28 protein-coding genes are annotated in these 22409 nt (G+C 57.8%); 9 read left to right on the top strand and 19 right to left on the bottom strand.

Going from position 1 to position 22409, the window contains the following annotated elements; genetic code table 11:
* Positions 1 to 7 precede the first annotated feature (7 nt).
* The 4 genes from AC1DKD_RS12545 to AC1DKD_RS12560 are packed head-to-tail and all read left to right on the top strand — an operon-like array spanning position 8 to position 2053.
* Positions 8 to 358, top strand: a complete 351-nt coding sequence (locus tag AC1DKD_RS12545; protein WP_477143336.1) for a hypothetical protein — start codon at positions 8 to 10, stop codon at positions 356 to 358.
* A gap of 51 nt (positions 359 to 409) precedes the next feature.
* Entirely contained in the window at positions 410 to 1075 is a 666-nt protein-coding gene (locus AC1DKD_RS12550) for a Mu transposase domain-containing protein (protein ID WP_477143337.1), read from the top strand.
* Positions 1050 to 1838: an IS21-like element helper ATPase IstB gene (istB, locus tag AC1DKD_RS12555; RefSeq protein ID WP_477143338.1), complete on the top strand. Its 789-nt coding sequence runs from the start codon at positions 1050 to 1052 to the stop codon at positions 1836 to 1838. The genes AC1DKD_RS12550 and istB overlap by 26 nt, the downstream gene beginning before the upstream one ends.
* Positions 1835 to 2053, top strand: a complete 219-nt coding sequence (locus AC1DKD_RS12560; RefSeq protein ID WP_477143339.1) for a hypothetical protein — start codon at positions 1835 to 1837, stop codon at positions 2051 to 2053. The genes istB and AC1DKD_RS12560 overlap by 4 nt, the downstream gene beginning before the upstream one ends.
* A 197-nt stretch (positions 2054 to 2250) precedes the next feature.
* Here AC1DKD_RS12560 and AC1DKD_RS12565 read toward each other — a convergent pair whose 3' ends face one another.
* The 3 genes from AC1DKD_RS12565 to AC1DKD_RS12575 all read right to left on the bottom strand — a co-directional run bounded on the left by AC1DKD_RS12565 (position 2251) and on the right by AC1DKD_RS12575 (position 5390).
* Positions 2251 to 2790 carry a hypothetical protein gene (locus AC1DKD_RS12565; protein WP_267600237.1) on the bottom strand — a complete coding sequence of 180 codons (540 nt, stop codon included), beginning with the start codon at positions 2788 to 2790 and terminating at the stop codon, positions 2251 to 2253.
* A gap of 350 nt (positions 2791 to 3140) precedes the next feature.
* Positions 3141 to 3665 carry a hypothetical protein gene (locus AC1DKD_RS12570; protein WP_477103813.1) on the bottom strand — a complete coding sequence of 175 codons (525 nt, stop codon included), beginning with the start codon at positions 3663 to 3665 and terminating at the stop codon, positions 3141 to 3143.
* 777 nt (positions 3666 to 4442) lie between these two features.
* Positions 4443 to 5390 carry an alpha/beta hydrolase gene (locus AC1DKD_RS12575; protein WP_477143340.1) on the bottom strand — a complete coding sequence of 316 codons (948 nt, stop codon included), beginning with the start codon at positions 5388 to 5390 and terminating at the stop codon, positions 4443 to 4445.
* A 384-nt stretch (positions 5391 to 5774) separates the two neighbouring features.
* On the opposite strand from AC1DKD_RS12575, the gene AC1DKD_RS12580 reads away from it, so the two are divergent.
* The 5 genes from AC1DKD_RS12580 (at position 5775) to AC1DKD_RS12600 (ending at position 9004) form a co-directional block, all read left to right on the top strand.
* Entirely contained in the window at positions 5775 to 5939 is a 165-nt protein-coding gene (locus AC1DKD_RS12580) for a helix-turn-helix domain-containing protein (protein WP_477103844.1), read from the top strand.
* Positions 5940 to 5993: 54 nt separating this feature from the next.
* Positions 5994 to 6266: a winged helix-turn-helix domain-containing protein gene (locus AC1DKD_RS12585; RefSeq protein ID WP_477103814.1), complete on the top strand. Its 273-nt coding sequence runs from the start codon at positions 5994 to 5996 to the stop codon at positions 6264 to 6266.
* Positions 6267 to 6276: 10 nt separating this feature from the next.
* A complete protein-coding gene (locus tag AC1DKD_RS12590) occupies positions 6277 to 6780 on the top strand; it encodes an IS630 family transposase (protein ID WP_267606345.1) in 504 nt (167 codons plus the stop codon).
* A gap of 355 nt (positions 6781 to 7135) precedes the next feature.
* Positions 7136 to 8185: a hypothetical protein gene (locus AC1DKD_RS12595; RefSeq protein WP_477143341.1), complete on the top strand. Its 1050-nt coding sequence runs from the start codon at positions 7136 to 7138 to the stop codon at positions 8183 to 8185.
* A 108-nt stretch (positions 8186 to 8293) separates the two neighbouring features.
* On the top strand, positions 8294 to 9004 hold the full coding sequence (locus tag AC1DKD_RS12600; RefSeq protein ID WP_477103816.1) for a hypothetical protein: 711 nt from the start codon (positions 8294 to 8296) through the stop codon (positions 9002 to 9004).
* Between the two features lie 246 nt (positions 9005 to 9250).
* Here the strand turns inward: AC1DKD_RS12600 and AC1DKD_RS12605 are convergent, their stop codons facing one another.
* From AC1DKD_RS12605 to AC1DKD_RS12680, 16 genes are all read right to left on the bottom strand, one after another.
* The gene (locus AC1DKD_RS12605) at positions 9251 to 10093 is read right to left on the bottom strand and encodes a trypsin-like peptidase domain-containing protein (protein WP_477103817.1); all 843 of its coding nucleotides are present in this window, start codon (positions 10091 to 10093) and stop codon (positions 9251 to 9253) included.
* A gap of 717 nt (positions 10094 to 10810) precedes the next feature.
* Positions 10811 to 11506 (bottom strand): hypothetical protein, encoded by a 696-nt coding sequence (locus AC1DKD_RS12610; protein WP_477103818.1) that lies wholly within the window; start codon positions 11504 to 11506, stop codon positions 10811 to 10813.
* A gap of 249 nt (positions 11507 to 11755) precedes the next feature.
* Positions 11756 to 12478, bottom strand: coding sequence for a hypothetical protein (locus AC1DKD_RS12615; RefSeq protein WP_477143342.1), 723 nt, complete (start codon positions 12476 to 12478; stop codon positions 11756 to 11758).
* 64 nt (positions 12479 to 12542) lie between these two features.
* Positions 12543 to 13016, bottom strand: coding sequence for a hypothetical protein (locus AC1DKD_RS12620; protein WP_477143343.1), 474 nt, complete (start codon positions 13014 to 13016; stop codon positions 12543 to 12545).
* A 235-nt stretch (positions 13017 to 13251) separates the two neighbouring features.
* Complete coding sequence (locus tag AC1DKD_RS12625; RefSeq protein WP_477103837.1) at positions 13252 to 13665, bottom strand: hypothetical protein; 414 nt, start codon at positions 13663 to 13665, stop codon at positions 13252 to 13254.
* 218 nt (positions 13666 to 13883) lie between these two features.
* The gene (locus AC1DKD_RS12630) at positions 13884 to 14090 is read right to left on the bottom strand and encodes a hypothetical protein (protein ID WP_477103838.1); all 207 of its coding nucleotides are present in this window, start codon (positions 14088 to 14090) and stop codon (positions 13884 to 13886) included.
* 793 nt (positions 14091 to 14883) lie between these two features.
* Complete coding sequence (locus AC1DKD_RS12635) at positions 14884 to 15474, bottom strand: hypothetical protein (RefSeq protein WP_477143344.1); 591 nt, start codon at positions 15472 to 15474, stop codon at positions 14884 to 14886.
* Positions 15475 to 15564: 90 nt separating this feature from the next.
* On the bottom strand, positions 15565 to 15786 hold the full coding sequence (locus AC1DKD_RS12640) for a hypothetical protein (protein WP_477103840.1): 222 nt from the start codon (positions 15784 to 15786) through the stop codon (positions 15565 to 15567).
* A 417-nt stretch (positions 15787 to 16203) separates the two neighbouring features.
* Positions 16204 to 17013, bottom strand: a complete 810-nt coding sequence (locus AC1DKD_RS12645) for a TIGR02391 family protein (RefSeq protein WP_477103841.1) — start codon at positions 17011 to 17013, stop codon at positions 16204 to 16206.
* A gap of 57 nt (positions 17014 to 17070) precedes the next feature.
* Positions 17071 to 17958, bottom strand: coding sequence for a hypothetical protein (locus AC1DKD_RS12650; protein WP_477103842.1), 888 nt, complete (start codon positions 17956 to 17958; stop codon positions 17071 to 17073).
* 104 nt (positions 17959 to 18062) lie between these two features.
* Positions 18063 to 18272: a hypothetical protein gene (locus tag AC1DKD_RS12655; RefSeq protein WP_477103843.1), complete on the bottom strand. Its 210-nt coding sequence runs from the start codon at positions 18270 to 18272 to the stop codon at positions 18063 to 18065.
* 74 nt (positions 18273 to 18346) lie between these two features.
* A complete protein-coding gene (locus AC1DKD_RS12660) occupies positions 18347 to 19174 on the bottom strand; it encodes a hypothetical protein (protein ID WP_477143345.1) in 828 nt (275 codons plus the stop codon).
* A gap of 256 nt (positions 19175 to 19430) precedes the next feature.
* Positions 19431 to 19748, bottom strand: a complete 318-nt coding sequence (locus AC1DKD_RS12665; RefSeq protein WP_477104752.1) for a hypothetical protein — start codon at positions 19746 to 19748, stop codon at positions 19431 to 19433.
* Positions 19749 to 20339: 591 nt separating this feature from the next.
* On the bottom strand, positions 20340 to 20657 hold the full coding sequence (locus tag AC1DKD_RS12670; protein ID WP_477104753.1) for a hypothetical protein: 318 nt from the start codon (positions 20655 to 20657) through the stop codon (positions 20340 to 20342).
* 587 nt (positions 20658 to 21244) lie between these two features.
* Entirely contained in the window at positions 21245 to 21592 is a 348-nt protein-coding gene (locus AC1DKD_RS12675) for a tyrosine-type recombinase/integrase (protein WP_477104754.1), read from the bottom strand.
* 23 nt (positions 21593 to 21615) lie between these two features.
* Positions 21616 to 22409, bottom strand: a 794-nt coding sequence (locus AC1DKD_RS12680) for a transposase (RefSeq protein WP_477104755.1), incomplete at its 5' end; no start/stop codon positions are given.

A 22409-nucleotide genomic window follows, 5' to 3' on the forward strand; every position in this document is an offset into this window, starting at 1 on the left:
CGGCGCCATGACCGACTACTATGCCGCCCTTGAGCGGCTGAAGAACCGCAAGGGTGCGCGTATCAACAACGACACCGTGGCGATCGAGGCGGGCCGCAAGAAGGGCAGCATCAAGAAGTCGCGCCCACAGTTCACCGAACTGATCGCAGCGATCGACGCGGCCAACGCAGTGGCCGGGCGCCCGAAGCTCGAGCTCACCGAGCGTCTGAACCGCGCAAAGGGCGACGCGAAGGATCTGCAGGCACAGCTTGACGAATCGCTGGCTCGTGAACTTGCTCTGCTGCATCAGGTGTTCCGCCTGCGCAAGGAACTGGCCGCGCTGCGTGGCGGTAGCGTCCTGCCCTTGCAGCCGCGCTAGATTGCGGCGGGCATCTTCGCTCGAAATCAGCTGCGAAACTTGCGACTGAAGATGGACATTCCGACGGTCGTTGTGTCCATTTTTTCTGCTGACTTTATGGACACCAGGCAGCCTGCTGATTCCAGTATTTTCAAGGCTCTGGCTGATGTCCATTTTTTCTCTCTTGCGCGTAACTCGATCCCGCACACGCATGTGCGCCGCACGCTGACGGTGCGCGCCGATCCGCTGTGCGTGCGTGTGTTGGACGGCGCCCAGGTGATCGCCAGTCACCCTCGCAGCTATGATCGCGACGCGCAGATCGAGCAGTCTGAGCACCTGCGCGAGCTCGAAGAACGCAAGCGCCAGGCCCGTCAGCATCGTGGCGTCAACAGCCTGACGAAGGCCGTGCCGGCCAGCCAGTTGCTGCTCACGCGCGCGGCCGAGCGCGGCGCGAACCTCGGCGCACTCACGAACGCATTGCTGAGTCTGCTCGATCGGTACGGCGCGGCCGAGTTGCAAGCCGCGGTCGAGGACGCGCTCGCGGCGGGCGTGCCGCACGCGAATACCGTGCGCCTGGCACTTGAGAGGCGGCGCACCGCGAGCGGCACACCGCCGCCGGTCGCAATGACACTACCCGAGCATGTGCGGCGCAAGGACACGCCGGTGCAGCCGCACCGGCTCGACACCTACGATCAACTGACGACTGCCGACGATGACAACGAATCCGAACCCCACTGAAATCCTTCGCTCCCGGGCGCAGGCGCTGCGCCTGAACGGGCTCGTCGAACACTGGCCGGAGGTAAGCGATGCCGAATGGGTCGCGCCGCTGCTCCAGTGGGAAGAAGAGGCGCGCACAGACCGATCCTTGCAGCGGCGCATCCGCGGTGCGCGGCTGGGCAAGTTCAAGTCGATGGGCGACTTCGACTGGAAATGGCCCAAACGCATTGATCGCCTGGCTGTCGAGGAATTGATGTCGCTCGCGTTCGTCAAGGAGGCGAGCAACGTTGTGTTCATCGGCCCGAACGGCGTGGGCAAGTCCACGCTTGCGCAAAACGTTGCGCACCAGGCGCTCATCCAGGGCTATACGGTGTTGTTCAAGGCCGCCGGGGAAATGCTCGGCGAGCTGGCCGCGCTCGACAGCGATTCCGCGTTGCGCCGGCGTCTGCATCACTATGCAGCGCCCGACGTACTACTAATCGACGAAGTCGGCTACCTCTCGTACTCGAATCGTCATGCGGACCTGTTGTTCGAGTTGATCAGCCGCAGGTATGAGACCCGTTCCACCATCGTCACGACCAACAAACCGTTCTCGGCATGGTCGGAGGTGTTCCCGAACGCCGCCTGCGTCGTCTCGCTGGTTGACCGGCTGGTGCATCGCGCTGAGGTCATCTCGATCGAGGGCGAGTCCTATCGTCTAAAGGAGGCGCGCGAGCGCGCCGAAGACCGCGCCCGGCAGCGCGGTGCGAAGAAGATCAACAAGGATAAAGGAGCCACCCAATGAGTCATATTCCTTTGCTACCGTCGGGCCGCCAGTTCGGCGTGCCGTTCCCCCTCGCCGACGACTGGACGCCCGAGCAGGCGCTCGCGGTGTTCGAGTTACTCGACGATCTGCGCAACGTCATTGGCCAGCACTATCTGCATCAGATCCAGGAACAAATGCAGCGGGATCGCCAGACCCGCGACCCGGATTACGACCCGAGCGATACCTCGTTCTGACATTCGTCTCGCATCAGACAACGGAAGGGGCCCTTGTGGCCCCTTTATTGTTGCGCTTTACGCTCAACCTTGTGCCGCCATTTATGCGCGGATTTACACCGCCGCTAACAAGCGGGGCTGGCGACCGCGTCGAGGTCCTTTTCCGATCCGTTAGGGCGCGGCCTGGTCGATCTTCAGACCGAGACAGCGGCAGGACATCATGTGAAGTCAAAAAAATCGGCCAGAAGGAGCCCATTCCTATCGAGCACTCGAACATCAATGCTCATGACTTCGACTCGTTCGTCAATTGAGTGCAACTCGCTCAGGAGTTCGCGAGACTGGCCCGGTAGGAAGTCGCTCAGGTCGCCCTGTTGGTGATTCGGATGCAGAACGGCCACGCGAACGCGTTCAGGTTCGAACTCCCGAATGAATCCCTTGATGGTGGTCACAGTGTCCGGCATCCTCCTGAACGCGTCAGGGTGCAATGGTCCGGCGAAACACCAGCGTCCGCCAGCCATTTTTCCCTTAGTCTTGGTCAGGAACTCCTTAAGGCTTTCGTTCGCCTCGTGAGGCGAAGTCAGTCGAAGGTATAGCCGACGCTCGTTGCCCAATCTGTACTCGTCCGGCAACTTCGGAGCCTTTGGAATCTTGCCTGCGGTGCCAAGCCGATGGTCGCGAAACATCGATCGCAAAGTCGTGCTCTTGCCGAAGTTTCTGGGCGCAACGATGAAGAGTGCGCGTTCAACATAGGTGCTCATTCCTTTTTCCTATTCGTGGTTCTTCAGGTCGGCCAGCGATGCTTCCAGCGTATCGGCTGCATCGGAATGCAGGCCCGCAATCGGCCATGCACCCCAGGCAATCTCCACCACAGTCAACGCTTAGTGGATCGTCGGCGTTGTCCAGCGGCCGTCCACAGATCGCGCAACGGCGGCCGAGAGGTTCACCGATTCTCTGAGCAGGCTCCAATGCTTTTCCGATTAATCAGCGTTGTGCGCCAGCGCCGGTTAGTGGCGATGAGTGAGACTGGACGATCCCCTGACGTGGCGATGCAGGAATTTTGTCCCCACCTCCCCCTCTGGAAGAATCCCTATTCTCATTAGGCAGACCATCATGCCGTAGCCTGGCTGCTAATGCTAGCGTGGACGGTCGAGGGAATCGGCTTGAGACGCGCAATCATCATCATTGATTCGAGTGGCGGAATTTGTGCTCCTTCTCCTGCATCAGCAAGATAGGCATTTCGAAGCTCTCTCATGATTGCAGCTAGTGCCGTTCCTCCAGATACATCGACAACGCCTGGGTTGGGTAGATTGACCAGATCCTCGTGGATGTCTCGGGCGATCTCACACACCCAACGGTGCAAACCATGCGCATAGCCGTCGTTGTCCAGTTCGCCGTGTTGGCGAGCTGATTCTTGAAATCCGTCTAGAAGGCCAGCGACGGCTTCGGCAAACTCATGCTGAGGAGCCCGGAATACAGCACTCATACATGTCAGATACGAGGCGACATAAAACAAGCGCAGCGAAACAAAGGCTGGTCTGGGATCGGCCTCGATAAGGCCAATGAAACTTGCCTCGCTTTCACGCGGAAGCTTCAGGATGCTCTGGATACAAGATTCGATATTCTGATCGGCCATCTTAATATGATTTCTGCGTGGCATTAGCGTCACAAGAAGTTTCAAATGCGAGGGATTACAGAATGGGTTGGCTGAATCGCATCAGGGCCATCACCCCATATTGCCTGGAAGTCACGACCCTTCCATCTTGGAAGAGGATGCCGAGCTTGTTGTTCGTTCACAGCCAACCCGGAATGCAACGAGGCAACGCTGGATCCTGGTCCGAAGTGCTGCTCGCATTGCGGCGAGACCGAGCTTCGGCGCGCGGATCTGTCGGGCATCTCTTTGACCAACAGCGCCAGGCCTTTATCTGCAGTACCTGTGGCGAGCAGTGAACTGCGTGATCTGGCGAACCAAGTAAGCCGGTATGCGGGATCAATAGAGTTTGACACAATGCGCCCAATAAAATCAGACACTTAGCGACGCACGTGATCGCACTCTAGCGAAAAAGAGTTCAGGCAGAAATCGTGCGACAAAAGAGTTTGACACAACCTGTTGGGCATGTAGCGCTGCGACGGCAGAGATCGAGTGCCCATACTTGCCTAGACACGTCTGTTCAGCAGCCTCCGGACCAGTTTTACATGTCGCCTAACAGCTAGGTCGCGCCAATGTCGGGGGGCCGCTCCCGACCCATTGCGGTCATATGGACTCTCGGAAAGCTGACGTTCGACGCGGCGTGGCAAACGCATCCTGGACATTGCCCGTTGCGCACCGGTCACGAATAGCCAATCGTGACAGGATTCAATCAGGGTCTTCCTTCGCCAACTGAGTGGGCTGCATCGCCATCCGGGGCATGCGCTATCGAACGCCGCGAATGAACGCAAGTATTCCCGTGCCCACTGTATCGTCGGGGCTGTTGATCGAAAAAACCTCAGAGAAGTGGTTCTGTCCCGGGAAGCGTGTGAATGCTGGACAGCGGTTGGCTTTGCAGAGCGCGTCCTGGAGCTGCAGCGCCTGGAGCTCCACGGCGACGGGATCGAGTTCCGCGGTTGCCACCATGAGTGGCAACGGTGTCTGCTGAAGTCCGGGCACTGACGAGCGTTCCGCGTACCGGCTGACGTCGTCGCCGAAATATGCCTTGAGCGCCGGGCTAATCTCGGCGGTAGCGGGGTCGAAGATGGTCGCCGAGAGAAACGCCGCGCCAGCCAGTCCTACGCCAACCGGTCCATAGAACTGTGGGTGGGCGACATAGGAGGCCACGAGCACCGCGCCGGACGAGTGACCCACGAGAAAGACCCGCTTCGGGTCGCCGCCCTGCGCGGCGATGTTCTCCTGAACCCAGCGCACTGCCAGACCCAGATCTTCGGTGCCCGCTGGCCAAGAGTTCTGCGGTGCCATCCGGTGATTGAGATTGACGCCGATCAGTCCGCGGCTCGCGGCCCATAGCATCACGTTGTCGTAGAAGGGGCTGTCGGACGCATGTTTGTCACCGCGCACGAAGCCGCCGCCATRCACGAAGATCAGCACGGCACGCGGCGACTGGAGCGCAGTCGCGGGTACGAACAGGTCCAGCCTCTGGCTGTCTGCCGGCCCGTAGTTCAGATCCCGCGAGACACGCACTCCCGAATAAGACTGTGCCTTCAACAGCGGCACATATAGGGCGGCGGTGCTCGACGGGTCAACGACTCGTTCCAGCGCCTTGAGCTTTTCGTCAAGATCGGGCGGCACCTGCGCCAGGGATAGGTGACTGGCGACGCCCAAGGCCAGAATCGCCAGGGCGCGCCCGAAAATTTCTCGACGGCTCATCACAATCTCCCGACGCAGCTCGCACGGTGACCAATCGGGGTCTTGTCTCCGCACAGGTCCCAAGTCTGATGCATGACCGCCACGTTGTGCTGCGCCACGCATCAACATCAATTTATAGATTACCGGGTAGTCAACTGCAAGACGAGAGCAGCACCTAACGTCCGCTGTCCTACGCCCACGACCGATGGACCGCTTCTGGCCGGGAACGGACCTCCGTCGGACCTCCGCCGTATGCACCTCGGACGGATCTTCCCGACCCAACTCGGCCGCTGAACATGCCTCCTTCTAAACATGACGACATAAGTATTGCAGCATGTATGATTGCGTGGTTACTCTAATGGAGAGGCAGTCATGCGCAGACTCGAGATTGCAGACGCACATATCATGCAGTTGGCGATTCGACAGGAGATCGAGCGAAGCGAGGAGTCGCGGTATGACCACCGCCTGCACGGAGTGCTGCTGGTCAGCAGCGGTTACTCGTGCACTGAAGTGGGCCAGATGTTCGGTCAAGCGGCCACGACAGTTCAGCGATGGGTCCGACGTTTCTAGCGGGGCGGTTTCGACGGATTGCGGGAAGGTGAACGGCCCGGTCGCCCGCGTGCGTTGAATGACTCGCAATGGCGTCGCATCGAGGCGGATCTGCGCAAGACACCACGCGACTTCGGATTTGAAGCGGGCCTGTGGGATGGGCCCGTTCTATCGGAGCACTTGCGTCAGCGCTATGGCATCAAGCTGGGCGTGCGGCAGTGCCAGAGGCTGTTTCGCCAGATGGGTTTCCGGCTGCGCAAGCCGCGCCCGCAGGTCGCCCAGTCTGATCCTATTCGCGTTGCGGCGGTAAAAAAAACTGCGGCGACTGGCAAAGCGCGACGACATTGAGTTATGGAGCCTGGACGAATGCCATTTCCAGCAACACGGATCGCGCTGTCGCATGTGGGTGGCCCCGGAAATCCGCGATCCGGTGTTGATGCATGCGCCGACGCGAAAGTCGGTGGCATGTTTTGGCGCCGTCAGTCTGAGCACGGGTCGCTTCGTCTGGCAGGTATGCCCTGTCTTCAACGCAGAAACGTTTGCATCCTTTCTTCGCCAACTACTCCGCCATCGACGTCGCGGCAAGCGCATCGTCGTGGTCCTGGACAACGCCAAGTACCACCATGCCGTTCTGCTCAAACCGTTACTGCACAAATACAGGCGGCACATGACGTTGTTGTTCCTGCCACCATACAGCCCGCAACTGGCGCCTATCGAACGCGTATGGAAACTGACACGGCGCCTGGGGTTACATAACCGGTACTTCGCCACCCTCGTAGAAGTTCTCTCGGCAGTCGACGCCTGCTTCCAGCAATGGAAGAGACCAAACGAGGTACTACGACGACTATGCTGCATTATTTAAGACGTTGTGTTTAAAAGGCCGTTTCCGAAGGTAAAACGGTCACTCGCATGCAGCCCGACGTCTATTCGGTGCAAGCGGCCGTTTACGCTGGTGGCGTATAGCAGCGAAAGCCGGAGATTTTCGGCGTTTTTTGATTCCGTTTCGGTTTACGGCGGCAACCACACGACAACATGCGCTCGAAAGCGGTTTCGTTATCAATCATTTTCGCGAGATACGGGCGGGGCAGCGTGTCGTCTACGTTTTCGCGCTGATGCACACACCCTCACGCGCGCGGGGTCACCCCCGGCGCGAGACCGAAAGGGGGCGGGGCGTGGTCCTTGTACACTGACGGGTGCGCGAACAAATGGGGATCACGATGACGAAAAATAAAGTGCCGATGTACCCACGGGACGGCGGGGGCAGCTTCAACGTACCTGCGACGAAAGACGGCGCGATTCAACGCCTCGTGCCGCTTGGGGACCATATGGAGATCTATTCGCCCGAGGAAACATTCAGGATGCAGACACCTGAATCCATCGACCCCAGTCGGACGAACCCGAACGCTATGTTCGTCAACGTGAAGATAGCGGACGTCGGATCCTCGTCGCCCATCRTTGCCCGCACGGTCCTCATGGCGCATGACATGCTTCATCACCGGACGATACTGCGGGACGATGAACGCAGAGAAGCGGCGCTCAAGCTCATGCACCGGATCAAGACTTCACTCCTGCACTGCGAACAGGCGGCCGACGAACTTATCAAATCGGTGCACGCTCAGTGTGAGAGTTTCGGCCAGACGGAACAGGCAGCAAACGCCCGAACGTATGCGAACTTCCCGATCGTCGCAGATCTCGACGCGAAGGTCACTGCGTTCTTGATTCCCGCACGTCGCGTCATCACGGATATCTGTCAGATCCCCCAGCACTTCTGGAAGCTCGGCAGCATACATAGCAACTTGGACTACCTGCTCGACAAAGAGATCGCACCACTGCTCGGCGAAGAGCATCACATGGTGCAATGGTTCCGGAAAATGGTTCCGGCCATCACGCGCATCGTGAATTTCCGTAACGGGCAGGAACACATCGGCACGACGAAAGGGCTGCCGTTGGTGACCAAGAATTTCGAGATGCTACCGACGAACGAAGTCCATGTTCCGGTGTGGTATCTCGAAGGCGAACGACCAAGCTCGATCACTGACGAAATGCCGCGCATGGTCAATCACCTTTTGCACTTCGCGGAGACGATGTTCGTCGCGTGCGTCAATGCCAACCTGCCGACCTTCCCGCCGATGGTTCTGCAACTCAACGAGAAGCCAGACCCGCTGTGCCCAATCTCGTACACGCGGGTCATCGACGCCAGCCGCTTCACGCTTCCCGAATCAGGTGCTCAGCAAGCCGACCCTCCTGGATCTGCCGAATTCCAATGACTCCCCCCGGGAACATGACGACGTAGCGAGTTGACATAACCMGGCGAGCGGACCACAACGTACGTATACGAAATCCGAAACGCGCAGGCACAAAGGGAGTTGGTCAATATGCATAACGCATCATTCTGGCGCCGCTATTTTCAGAGCATGTTCAAGTCGCACCTCGAGCGCACGCTGCAGGTGCTCGAGCAACGTCTGCTTCCGACGTTTGATGGGATCGAAGCTGAAGCAACCGCGCTTCAGGAGAAGACGTACAACGAGCTGGTATCGATGCCGCTTGATCCTGACGTAGTCGACGAGTCCATGCTGGCCGAATCTGCGTTTGAAGCTGGCTACGCGCATTATTCCGGGATGGAAGCCGTCCGGCAGTCGCTAGTCAATTCGTTTGCGCCAATGATCTATCACACGTGGGAGCAGCAGCTGCTGGCGTTCCACCGCAAGGAAGTTTTGCACCCCAAGGAAGAGCACAACAATGACTTCCTGAAGCTGTCAGTGCTGCGCAAGCGGCTCGCGGCCAACGGCTTCGACATTACCCAATTGCCAACGTGGTCGCGCATCGACCAATTGCGGTTAGTAGCGAACACCGTGAAGCATGCCGATGGCGACTCCGCCGATAACCTGAAGGCACAACGCCCTGAGTTCTTCGAACCGCATCATGCGAATGGGAAGCTCACCGCGATGCCGTTTCGTTATACCCCAAGCGTCTATCGGCCTATGTCGGGCGAAGACCTATATCTAACGATGGCGGACATTCAGGCGTACGGCCGCGCGACGATTGAGTTCTGGGGCGAGTTTGCGGACGCTCTGGAGCGCGCGTAGGGCGTCTGAAGCACGGGAGGACTGCGTGCAAGGTGCTCTGCTCACTTTTGAGCAGTGCTTTAGAAACAAGGGCTTAGCGGCAAATGGACAGCCTACTTTGGTACAACAACGAAATGCACCGTGCACGGGCCATCTTTTCTGCTCAGGTCGCGCTCGAATCTATACGGGAAATCCGGCCGACGCCATAGCTTTGCTTGCAGAGGGCGCGCCGTGTTGTGGCCACTCTATCTGGCGATAACCGTTAATTCAGGCTGACGGAAAAGGCATCAACGCTTTTAGGTCGAGCACCGCATCAGCTTGCACAACATATCCCAAGTTCATCATCGTATTGATCACTGGGACCTGCATTGAGGTCGGTATCGGACGCGGCTCCAGACGTCCCTCTGCCGGAGCGGTTGGGCCGCCCCAGAGGAAGCCGATCAGCTCTGCACGCGTACCCGGAGCGTTACCTTGCTTTGTCCGGTACCATCCATCTTCGTACAAGAATACCGGCGATCCGCTTGAACCCGGAAAGCACGCAACGTCGATCACAAACTGCCGAAGCCCATTCCAATCCACCAGTGGATGTGACGCTGAAAGTCCGTCCCGGACGATAGGCAAGTTGTGCCGTTCGTTCCATAAGCCGAGTGGGTAGCCTGCCATCAATACCCTCTCAACCGGCCGCATGATCTCTCGCGTCTCGGCGTCGGGCAGCCATGATTCGTCGAGAAACATGTGGCGCAAGTGTCCACGCTGAATGGCATGTTCAATCAATGGCGCACACAATATCGCGCAAAGATCGATCGCCGGATCGGGATGGCGGATTACTCGTTGTTGTAGATCGATGATTTCGTAGACGTGGTGCTGGATGTCCTCTCCCGAACAATCCTCTCTCAAAGTCTCTCGGTTGGACGTCGTCGAGATCGTAGTCTGAAGACGAGTGAAGTCACCAACCACATGCTTGTTGGTCAAAATGACAGGGATCACCGGTGCGTCGGGTGCCTGACGGAACACAAATAGCGATCCGGTTCCAACACTTGAATATGCACCTTGGTCGCCGCAGAGCAGTCGAAGTGTCGAGAGAGCAATCCTGGTGGCCGGACTCAACATGTAGGCTTCTCCAATCAACGGCCAAGGTCGCCCTCAGCACTTTTTATTGATGGCTCGGAGTTGGGAACAAATGCAAAAGGACCTCAAAAGGCCCGTCAGATAAAGCTCTCTGGCGGAGAGAGGGGGCTCCGAACCCTGCATAGGCTATTGATTAGCCTAGGTTGCGCGAGAATATACCAGAACTGCTTGCGTAACCTTGCGCATGCGTCATCCGCTCTTACGCTGATAGCGCCAGGATAATTCAGCGCGTCCGCTAAGGCGATGAGGCGACACCGACTCCCAGCGATCGATTGACCGCTTGTTGGGTGGAGCTGCCATCTGAATGTCTCATTGACGAATCAGCCGAAGGTCCCTTCATGGCCGGTTGCCGCCGTTCGATCCGATGACTGTTCGCGACCCCATCTCGGTCAACTACTGAACCGATCCACATTATCACCACGGTGCGCCGACTGTTTAGTGTGCTCGTTGCACTAGCAAACGAGACCGTCGCCGATGCGACCATTGTGATAGTGCCCGACACGGAGAGGCGTTTCCAGTATGCATCTGCTGTTGTCCGCTAGCCGTCGCTCACTGGGCCGCGCATCCGTCGGCTTCATGGCTTTTCCTATAGCCAATCATTCATGCGCGCCGTCTCTGCTCACGTGGTCACAAGTGCCGTGAGGCACGCCCTTGTTGGCTGATGGGCTTTCAAGGCCGCGCGTGTCGTGCGCGTGCGTATTACCAGAGGTCCAGTCGGCGGTGATCATACCGCCCCATGTAGAACTCGGTCAGGTCGTAGCGCGCCTCCAGCACGTCGCTCCACCACGCCGACACTTGGTCGTCGCCGGAGGTCACCGAAGGCGCAGGGGCTGCATTCCACCCATCCGGCCATGCACGGTGCCAGCCATCGCCGCCCGCCCGGATGTACTTTACGATCTCTCGCAGCGCATCCGTCACCCGCAATTGAACATTCACTGTATGCGCATACAGTGAGCTCAGCGGGTGATCGCCCGCTTGCAGCCCGTTACAGTCGCGCACCAGTTGTTCGAGCAGTGACATCACACTGTCCGGGAAGGCGACTACGCGCCTATAGTCCATCTGTGGCGCGACCTTGCGGAGGCGCGCACAGAAGCTTCTTGTGTTGGACACGGACGTGGGCCACGGAATATTGGCAGCGGGCATCGGATGGAGTGCCACGTTCACCAAGTGCTGATGGGCGTCGTACTGCCACTTCTTCAGCGTGCCGGGTGGGAACCGCGCCGACAGCACGTCCACGAGCGTTGCGCAGCCCATGCAAAGCCACGCACCATTATCGTAGGCCCGAAGTTGCGCCCGGGTCATCGTATGGTCTGGGCGCGGACCACCCTCCGAAGCTGCCGCATCATGCGCTGCGGCGCCAAAATGAACGTATTTTCTCGTGGTGATGTCGAACACGTGTGTGAGCCGATTGCAGCCTGGCCGTACACAGTGGTGATTAGCCGCGCTCGCGAGCGAGTCCTTTACTCCGGGCGTGAAATCGGCTCGCTTATGTCTGGATGTATTCCGCTCCATCACCCACTTTCCCGTTCTCAAAGTCACTCATCTGCCAGGCAGGTAGCCCGGCGCACGCCAGGATGACGGTGGCCAACCGTGGCCAGCCAGCCGGCGCACGCGCGGGAGTCCGACATTGCCTTTTCCGTTCCCTTACAGCTCGCCTCGTGCTTTTGCGCCCCTCAAGATTTCGCGGAACAGCATGCGGGCGACCGAGTGGGCCGGAGATCCCCCGACTTGAGTCGAACTGGAGCCATAGAATGAATTGACCGTAACGACTTTGGAACTAACGGTGTACGTCGCCTCATACGAAACGCCGTCCTCCTCGACCGTGACCGTGCTTGAAATTGCATGCAAAGGGCCTTCATGGGTACCGAAGGTGCCGAGCAAGCCGCTCCAGTTCGGGTGCGCGAATTCGCTCAAGTTTTCGTATAAGYGGTACAAACCGGGAACGGGTAACCGCTTATCTGCCTCTCTAATTGCGTCCAAGACGTGGACGGAAGCGGGGCTTCCTTCGGTCCCGGTGCCTGCCCCAACCACGACCATCGCAACCCGTTTATACAAGGCTGGCACGTCGCCCGATCGTTCGAACGCTTCCAAACTACGCAACAAGAACCCCAGTACCGCGGCCGACTCGAGCATTGATCTCGTGAGAATTGCAGCACTGAGGTGTCGGCCGGCATCGATCAAAGATAGTGCGTCGTCCGCAAGCCCGGATACGCGATGCAGCAAAGACTCCCGCGCAACAAGCATGTAGAACACGGTCTTGTGATCAATGCCCTGACTGACAGCATCCACGGCCTCAGGAAGCGCTGCTTTCAACCTAGCAGCGATATTGCGAGCTTCCTCCAGCGTTGCCGGTTCCGAATGTGCCATTTCGAGTCCCCTATCGTTCGTGGCGGTAATTGTTTACCTGTGCGCGGGCGTCGGCCTGCTTTTCCTATCCCTTGACTTGAATCAGTGGTGCCGGCAACTGCGGACCGTTCTCCGTTACATGAATGGCTTTTCCCGTTAGGCAATCGCGAATAAAGGCGTCACGCAGTACAGGTCCTACAACGCCTATCTTTCGCTCCGCGTCGTATAGGACCAATCTCCACAGTACGTTCTCACCGAAATCAAGGTAAACCTTTGCTTTTGCTTCCGCCCAATTTCTTAACAACTGGCCGCGTCCTAGCCACTGGACTTGGTATGCCAAGGGAGACTGCTGGATCGGCCCGCTCAGCCCCATACGGAAAAAAGAAAGATCCAAGTCTCCACGTAGGCCATCCACGACCCAAATCACCTCTTTATAGAACGCTTCACGCGATCGCATCTCCTCTGGTGCTATCGGGGAATGTTGAAACTCGATGACCAAGCCGAACGGGTTCTTAACGTCTGCAACATGCGTCTCGCTCGTGACAGAGTCCTGATGCACAACCTCCTGCCACTCCGAGGGAAATTTGTCCTTCCAATCGCGATGCCACTGCGTCTCGGATTCGTACCATGGATCACACGGTGGGCGGCCCTTATGAGCCCAGTGCCATACCCTTCACCCTGCCGCATCGAGCGATCATCTCGCTCGCACACAGGGGGTTGACGCATATACCTTTTGCCTTCGGAGTGGCCTCCGTGGGCACACCATGGACCAAAGTGCGTCTCATGTTCTTTTCCTACTTGTTGCACAGCTTCTCATCGATGACATTCTGCAGGACAGTTCCGTAGTGCTGACCGCTGACATCGGGATGCTCAGAAACATAAGCCTGGAAGGCGGTGCGCAACCGGTTGACCGGGGAATCGCCTTTTCCGTCTAGCCCGCAGCGCGACGTGGCCAAGACCGGACCAATGCGGCGCCGAAGGTCTGCTACGCCGTTGACTCCAACTGACACGTCAGGATCGTGCAGGTATGGCGCCATTGCGCCCTTGAACGTACCGTTGACGTAGCCATCCCTGTAAGCGGCAAGGGTAATAGTGCAGAGCGCCGAGTCCAGCGGATTGGCCACCTTCCCGTCTTTAATGGCCTGGCCGTTGGTGCATCGGATGGAAAGCTCCCCCGCGCTAAGTCCCTCGGCTGCTTCTGCGGACATGAACAGCCCGATCAGCAAACCAACGAATACAGAGGACCTACTAACAGACATCACAATTTCACCCTTATGGCTATCCGATCGCTTACGTGCCGATCGCGGGGCGCTCCCGTGCAAAGCGCTTCTATTTGGTCACCGGACTCCGGAACCTCTCGGACGTTCGACATATACTTTCCCGACCTTCTTACCGTAGTACGCGAGGTGACGGAGCGACTGCCCAATCAACGGATGCCCAGTGCTTGCGCAGCCTGATTGGTCAGCTTGGCGGACAAGTCAGTCAAGCGCTTGTGCTGAAGCATGAGGGCTTCGAAATGAGGGTTCGATTCATCTGCGCAACCTGCCCACGCCTGGCTATGGGTAATATCTGCGATCGCCTCAAGCTGAGCATTAATCGCAGCAATCATTCGGGTGTATTGTTCGAGGTCCATACGCGTTTTCCGTTTCAAGAGCCGGCTACCGGCCGGTGCGGGACGCTCGCGCGCCAGGTACTTTTCCTATTCGCCGTGAGTCGAACAATAGCCGCCCACCCCTCGGAGGGACTTCCATTGCTCCGGGTCAAGGCCCGTCCCGCCGGCAATGAAGTTTCGACATTGGCGCCCTTGCCGTGTCCGAGCTGAGCAATACACCGAACCTTGCGATTCATACCACTCGACGTATTCAGGAACGGTGAGGCCCATGACCTGCGCAAATACTGTTTGCTTGTCCGACCCGAACCGAGTCACCTGCTCCGGTGTCAGTGCGGCTGTCCTCGTGCCTCCCAAGGCTGGCACACTCACGTAGAAGCTACACCCTGCTGCCTCAGCAGCCTTCAATACTTCAATAACATCGGATGGATCCATCTTGCTTTTCCATGGTGTTAGGCGATCCTGCTGCCACAGTGTTTGCACTTGATGGCGTGCTTTCGTATGCGCTCCGCGCAATGCGCGCAACTCTTGGTCGATGCTCGAGATACTGCAAAACCGGCGATACCAAGCACTGGCGTCAGCAAAAGCAAGATCCCGGCCTCCAATGCTCTTTGAGAGCCTGGTGAGCCACCTGACACGTCAATCACCCCAATGATTAAGCAAAACGCTGCGAGACCGTACAAGACCTTTGCCATGACTGTTCTATTCCTTTACGTCACGTAATTCAGACAGAAACGCCTCTATTCGCGTGAGTACCTGCGTTCGATCAGCTTCCACGCGGGGCACCGTCTTTACCTAGCAAAACGATGTCGATGCCCTACTGCGCAAATGCGAGGATTGCACTTGCAATCGTCGCAACGTTTGCGGCCTGGGGGAGCGCTACCAGCAGTGCAGATATGATCGAGCGCTTTGGAGCCCCCCCGGCGAACTGCGCACCGACGGYGTCCGCGATCTCGATGGCTTCCTGTTGCTTTCCTGGTGGTAGGCGCAAGGAGCACACAGCTTCGCGAAGCGCTGCCAGTTGCTCGCCGACGCTAGAATTTCCAACTACCGTGTTTGTCGAGTTGTCGATCGAATGATGGTTGATACGAGCATTGCTTCCCGTTACGTTATAGGTGATCGACTGCACAGCGCTCCGAGCTTCTGGAAGGCCGAGCTTTTGAACTTTCAACTCGTATCGCGCGGGGATGCCGTGGAAGGCTTCGCGAAAGTTCGGGTCGATGACCCGATATGTCTCCTCAGCACCGTTTGATGACTTGCGCAGGACCAAATCACCCGGCTCGATTAGCGGTTGGCTACGATGGATGGAGATCTTCGTGCTAGTCACATTTGCGGGCAAGTCGTCGGTGCGGCTGCCATCAGCCTTCAGGACTGAGACGCGGTCCCTCATCAAGCTTTCGAAGCTCATTTCTCTTCTCCCTTGTATTTGATGCATTCTACGCCGACGCTTCAGCCGCGATTGACTCCGTTCAATGTGCGCCGGCAGAACCGGCCTCTCCTACTTCAGCGTGACGGACACGCCGAGCCGGTTCAATTGCCGCGCGAGTTCGTCAGCTTGCTCGGCGGTCGTTTCTGGTTGCAATTCGATTGCCAAGCGATGGCCGGAAAAGCTCGGGTTGCTATCCAAATCTTCGAGATGGATAGCAAAACCATACCCGGTGGCCGTGGCGTGATTGGCAGGCTCCTTGACCGTGGCCGTAAACTTTCGTTGCTTCGACATAGATTCTCTCTCCACTGATGCCAGCGACCGGTTGGCCCCTGGCCCGAGCTTTTTCTATCGTCCAAACTCATGTGCTATGCCGTCAAAAACACCGTCCTCATCGAAACGAATCGCGATGTGGTAGCCGCGTGCCTGCCATTGGAGTAACGTACCCTTCGGCACACTCGACACAGACGTCGGGCGCCCCACAGCTTTCACAATTTCGGTTCGCGTCTTGCCTGTCAAGTCGCCTAGGCGTCTAAATTTTTTGCTGGTACTGCCTGAAGACGCCCTTCTGATAAACCACGCCATGAGAACCAAAAAAAGTACGAGCGGCACAAATGCCATGAAGCGCTCCTGTCAAAAGTTATTTCCTATTCACATGACGCGAACCTGACCGCCGACCAACTTCATCGGGATGCTGATCCACTTCTTTTCCTATACTCGCGCGGGCATCACGGCCGCGTCCAGTCGGCGATGAATCAGCGAAGCCACGCTTAGCAGATCCTCGGCATCGCTCCTAGTCATGCTCCAGAGCACCCTAGGCGCGTGTGCAGTGGTGTTCCGGAACATCCCAAACACGCCCTTTACCAAATTGGCAAAGCCTCGCTGCTCGCTCAACTGGCTTTCGTCGGCCAGCGCGTTGATCGCCAGCATGGGAGGATTTCCGCCAAGCGCACGGTCGACCAGCGCCGCGCCGTCGTCCGTTGGGCCCGTCCTGTCGCGAGGCTTCGCGGCGACGCTTTTCGTCGCCTCCAGCACCGCGTGGAAATAGTTATCCCCGACCAGCTCTGCGCGGCAAAACGCCAGTATGTCCGGATGCACGCCTCGGCCCGTAAGATCCGCCCTCAGGTCGTTCGCCCTGCGGATCGCATCGGGGAGTGTCGACGCTCGTTCGCTCGACACGAGCTCGCCGCTTTCCTCGACCTGAAGCCCGGCGAACACGAGACCACGGTTGAGGTTCGCCCGCATGGGCTCGAATCGCTCTGGGCTGCGTGCATATCGCTCGGGCTTCATGGCGAACCGGATGAAAGCCAGAATGTGCTTGCGATGCCCAAGTTGATTCTGCGAGTTGACGAACGCATTAAGCAGACGCTTGCGTTTCGTGATGCCGGGGGCGACGTCAGCGATCCTGGCATTGTCGAGCAGCAGCCCAATCTCGGTCCCCGTCAGACCGTCAGCGGTATCGCCAAGAGAGTCTGCGATCGCCTCGATCTGGCTCAATGAGAATGTCAAATCTTCGCTCACGCCGATGTCCTTTTCCTATGGGTTCATGCCGTACAGGGATTCGCGATTCATTTTTGTTTATCCGATCTGGCTGGGAACAAATGCCGTCGCGTCGCTGGCGATGATCCTGTCCACAATGCTGAAAACGGCGCCGTCAAGCACCACACCCTCCGTCGCTGCCCCGTCCAGACTATCCTTCAGGAGTCGGGGCGAAATCGTGCTGTCACCGAGGAGTCGATACACGTCGAGCATTCGGTTCAGGAGAGCCTTGTTCTTGCGACGCGTCCTCCATCGAAATGACAGTCCGATGAGCGACCACACGACCGATACCACCCACAATCCAGCAATGGACCAACCTGTCGTCTCGTGCCCCCTGCTAAATGCGAAGTATGCGATCGCGGGCAACAACAAGTATCCCAGGGCAAGGCCGATCACCTTGAACAGGATCACTAGCACAAAGTATTTGGCCGGGTTGCCGTTAGCGAACGTTACCGCAAAGCCGGAGACATGGTAGGAAAATGCGTCGAGCTCCGCGAACACGATTGCATCGAGCAGCAGCCAATCGAATTTATTGGTTCGAATTTCGGCATGGCTCAGGTATTCAGCCGCGACACGCAGCATCTCGTCTTTCTGGATGCTCATCCCGCGCGTCGCATCATTAGCGCGAAGGATGTTGAAGTTCTGGTGCGCCCAATAATACCGTGGCTTCTCGTTCGCCTGCGTGTAGTTGGAACCTGCATTGATGTGCAGGGCGTAAAACAAGTCAACCGTTGCCCTCAAGGCGCGTATGCATCGCTCGCGGAACTGCTCGGCGGTCCATTTTTCGGCAAGCGCGTTCACCTTCAAAGATGGAAGAATCGAACCGTGCCAAATGGGCTCGACAAACGGTCGAGCGTCCTCGCCCATTTGCTCCGCCCAATGCTCGTTGATCGGTTCCGCTACCGCGTCAAGCTGGTCCTTGTCCATGGTTTCTCTGCGTTGTCGTGACTCGTCAAGAACGCTTTATTCATTTCCTAGCCCTTCGCCTGCTTCGAGCACCGCCAGAGAATGACCGCGCGTCGTGCCCGCCGCTAATCAATCAAGCCGTGGTAATGACCGACCGCGACGACAGCGTCCACGAAGCGTTTGGCAGTGGCGCGATCCATTATTACGGTTTTGCCATCCACGATAAGATAAATACTGTCCTCTGGGTAATATGATGAACGACCCAGTTCAACTTCCAGCGACTGTTTGTTACCCTGGTCGCATATCGTTTCTTCAAAGTACATGGTTGTCGCCATAGATTGTCTCCATTCAAACGTTGAGTATTACCATGTGCCGGCAATGCCGGCTTTTCCTAGGTGTGGCCGGACCGCTAAGCTACCCTGCGAGCCTTCCATGACTTGGAGAGAACGTGGCCATTGCGTGTGTCCACCAGCCAAACACCTTCAAGCTTGAAGCCAAGTGCATCTTTGAAGACCATGTCGTGGTCGTCCGGGCGCGAAGGGAACTCGTAACTATTTAGGGTAATTCGAGCGGGCTCAATCCTCCCGATCAGAAGCACCGTCATGGAGTCTTCCAGATCACGAGCCTGGCTTTGCCCCGCTTTCAGAAAGCCTTGCATCTCGCTGTAGCCTTTGAGGGCCGGCACTTCTACGAGAATTTGCTTTCGGAACGTGATGTCCATCCCCCTTTTGGCGAAGTAGTCGCGGTAGCTGGAGAACTCGCTTGACGGCCGGATGTCGTCGTAGACAGCTACGTAGCTGAAGCGGCTCCCCACACTTGCCGGGTTGACAATGTAACGCCACTCTTGCTTGTTGGCATCATACTGAAACGACGCCTTGGAAATACGAAAAGCCACTATGTCGCCAATCTTGATCCCATCGAGCAGTCGTTCGCCACCAACCTCCCTCATGCGTTTGGCAAAGGCGGCGTCGCTTTCAAATTTGCCTTTCCAAGGATTGAACCGCATCAGGGCATCCCTTACCTCATCGGGCGGCAGACTGACTCGCTGTAGATCGAGATCGCTAGCTTTGAGATCGACGGGGCGATACGCCGGCTCCTGCGGTTGCGTCGGTGTGGCGGCGGGGCTAACCTCGGCAGACGACGCCGAGTTGACCTTGGCAGGCTGCACAGAACGTTCATGACAGGCGGCGAGGACAAGGCAGGCAATGGTGACCACGAGGCTGGCTTTGATTTGCATGAGTCTGGTTCGTCTTGAAGGGTGATCTTTTCCGTTAAGCGACAGGCTGGCCGTAGTTCGCGCCGGCCGCGTACTCGGCCGGTGGCAGTTGGCTGACCAGGAGCGCCTTTTCGGCGGCCGTGAGAGCGAGTCGCAACCATCCGGCGCGCTGTGTCGTGCGGGCATAGTCAAGCTCACGTTGCTCCCAGGGGCCGAGCGTACCGGAACCTGTCTTGATGCGTTCATGAGTTTTTCCTATTTTTCTACTTCAACGCGATCAGTCACCCAACACGCGAATCAATCTTTTGCCGCTGACACAAATTGCAACGCCAGAGCATATCAACAGCACAGCAATGATGTAGCCGAGAGCGGTTTCTGGAATCCACCACGTTGGAAATGCCGGGTAGGCTTCCGCCAGAGTTGCGTTCGCTACCTGACGCCCACCTACGCTCTTGATGGAATTTACTGAGGTGGTGGCGATGCCACCGAACATCCCAGCGATTAGCAAGGCGAAGCCACACGACAGAACTGCCTTTCCGAAAACTAAGATACGAACAGGCTTGGTGAGGAAAAATTCGTAGAGGCGTTCGAGCATTTTTTTTCCTTTTTCGATTACTTCAGGCAGTTCTCGACGGCGTATGCACACTGTTCGCCTCGGGTTAGCACACCGCCCGTCGGCCCCGAGTAATTCATCCGTGACACCTTGCCGTCCGTCATCACTACGTTGACGGTGCATGATCTGCTCCGGCGCGTTGCAAATCCAAAGCTGCTCGTGTCACTATTGCCTGCTACGGCAGCCGCGCCATACGTGGTGTTCCCTACGCGCGTGCTTTGGGAGACTCCCGCAGCCGCCGCGTTGGTTGTCGAATACCCATTCGAGTAAGTGTCGCTTCGTCCGTTTCCAGATGCGTAGCTCCACACTTCGACATTGCTTTCGGCGGCTTTCGTCTGCGGCACTCCCATGCAGGCCAGTACCTCGCCCTTTGACATGCCGATCATTGCCGATCGTGCCGCTGTGGCAGTCTGCGCTCGCTCGATCGCGCAGCCAGAAGATAGGAGGGCAGTCGAAACAACGAACGTTGCCAAAACAGTTCTCATGAAACCCGGTTGCATGTTGGCTCTCCTGCCTCGGTTTTTCCTTGGTAAAACGCCATAGCCTGATACCCGAAACCCTTAGCGATATCGTCTAGTAAGGCGTGGTAACAGAAGACATGGGGCCAACGGTGGGGCTTTCCCCGCGCTCTGTTGCTGTGTGCAAAGTGCCGCTCTCGTCTTTCCAGCACATCAAATTGGTTTTGCCAGTCGAATCCTGACCTGGGCGCTGAATCGATACGGTGTTCCATCCAACACATGCGCCGCCGATCTCGGTAGGCGTGCTCCGGAATACGTAATCAGTGCCGCTATCAACATGAAGAATGCCAACGACACCATCTGGAAAGTGAGCTGATTGTCTATCGCACCCTGCCAACGCTAACAAAACACAGATCAAAATCTTCTTTTTCATGGTTTTTTCTCGGTGTTCACGTTGCGATGCAGCCCGCACGGCCCCCCTGCCACGCTTCGGCTATCGCATACTGCGTTGTCCCCCAAGTCGGGCTTGCGCCCGACTGGGCCAGCAGTGTGGCGCGGAAGCGATCACATTCTGCACGCGGGTCCAGTCTAGCTACCGGCTTCTCTATCTACGTCGGTGCCGGCGGCGGCGTGAGACCCTCTCCGGGGCCACTGTTTTGGTTCCTATTCCAAACCATATGCGCTCACCTTCTTGTTGTTGTCTTTTACGTCCTATCGAACCAAGCCTGAAACTGAGTTTGAATTGTGGTGCCACGCCAGAATTTCCTGGATGTATGCGCGGCCCATCTCTGGCAAGCCTCGGAAATCAGAGGACTCACTCGGTAAGAGCCACTTGTCGAGCGTTCGCTTGGACACGCTGAGGCGTGCCGCGAACTCTTCGCGCGTCATCCCGAGCTGGTTCATTGCCCCACGAAGTAAGTCCTGCTGGGTGGCCGGATAGAGCTTCTGCTTTGATCCCATTTATCCCAATGTATAAGGTCCAATTTCCCTGGTCACGTATATCCCCAACGGGGATTATCGTCAACCCCCATAAAAGAGGGGATCGAGAGCGGCGCACGCCTCCCGGAAGTCGCGTTTGGTGACTTCCAGATAGGGGGAGATATGATAAAAGTGGGAGTGGCCGAGCAGCAGTTGGACGGTATCGAGCGAGTGCCCCTGCGCGAGAAGCCGGCTGGCAAACGTTCTCCTCCCAGAGTGGCTGCTATATCCGCTCCTGAGTCCAGCCGCTCGATAGAGGCCCGTCACATAGCTTTGCAAGCTGTCGGCAGCCAGGTAATTGACTTGCTCGCCGGCTTCGTTCGTCCGGCGTTTGACGCTCAGCTCGTAGCGGCCGCCTTTGTGCGTCAGGATGAGGCACGTCTGGGGCATAAGACCCACCCCTTTCAAGGTGATTAGACGACACGTCCAGCCTTGATGACACGGGCGGTAGAAACGTGCCGCCGTGCTACGCATCCGGCCACATAGCCTTTCTTCTTCGGCGCTTTCGGTCCCCGCGTATGTTTGCGCATCGCGCGGGGATCAACGTGCGTCGCCATCTTGATCAACTCGCGACCGAGCTGAGCTGGGGTGAGGAGGTCATAGGCCTGCCACACCTCGGGCGGCACCGCGATCATCATGCCGGCATAAGTTGCCCGGATTTCGCTGGCGAGGTAATACGGTGAGAGATCGATGTCGCTGGTATCCAGCTCATGCCGGATTCTCACCGCAGTCGCAGTCGCAATCACGCTCAGTACGTTATACGCGAGCGCCGCCACGCCGAAGGCCAGCAGCGCCGCGCGCGGTTGGCTCAACGAACGAATCTCACTGTTGAGCACCGATTCCAGCCGCTGAAACATATTCTCTATGCTCCAGCGTCGCCGGTATAGCCGGGCGACGGCCTCGGCCGTCAGATGGGCGGCCGGGACATTGGTCAGCAGGCGGATGACGGTGTCACCATCCTTGGTGGCGCCATCCAGATGCAGCTCGATGCGCCGCAGCACCAGCGGCGCGTTCGATTCATCTGGGATGCTGACCGCTTGCTCGTACACGATGCCGGTTTCGACCCGGCCCATTTCGCGTAACGGCTCCAGCTCGCTGGGGCTCGGATTGCGGCCGTGCTCCCGCACGATGAAGGCGCTGCCGCGACGCTGCCACCCGGCAAGAATCGCCCGGGTGCTGAAGTTGCGATCGGCGATCCACAGTTCGG

The organism is Cupriavidus sp. 05T313 (assembly GCF_056396665.1).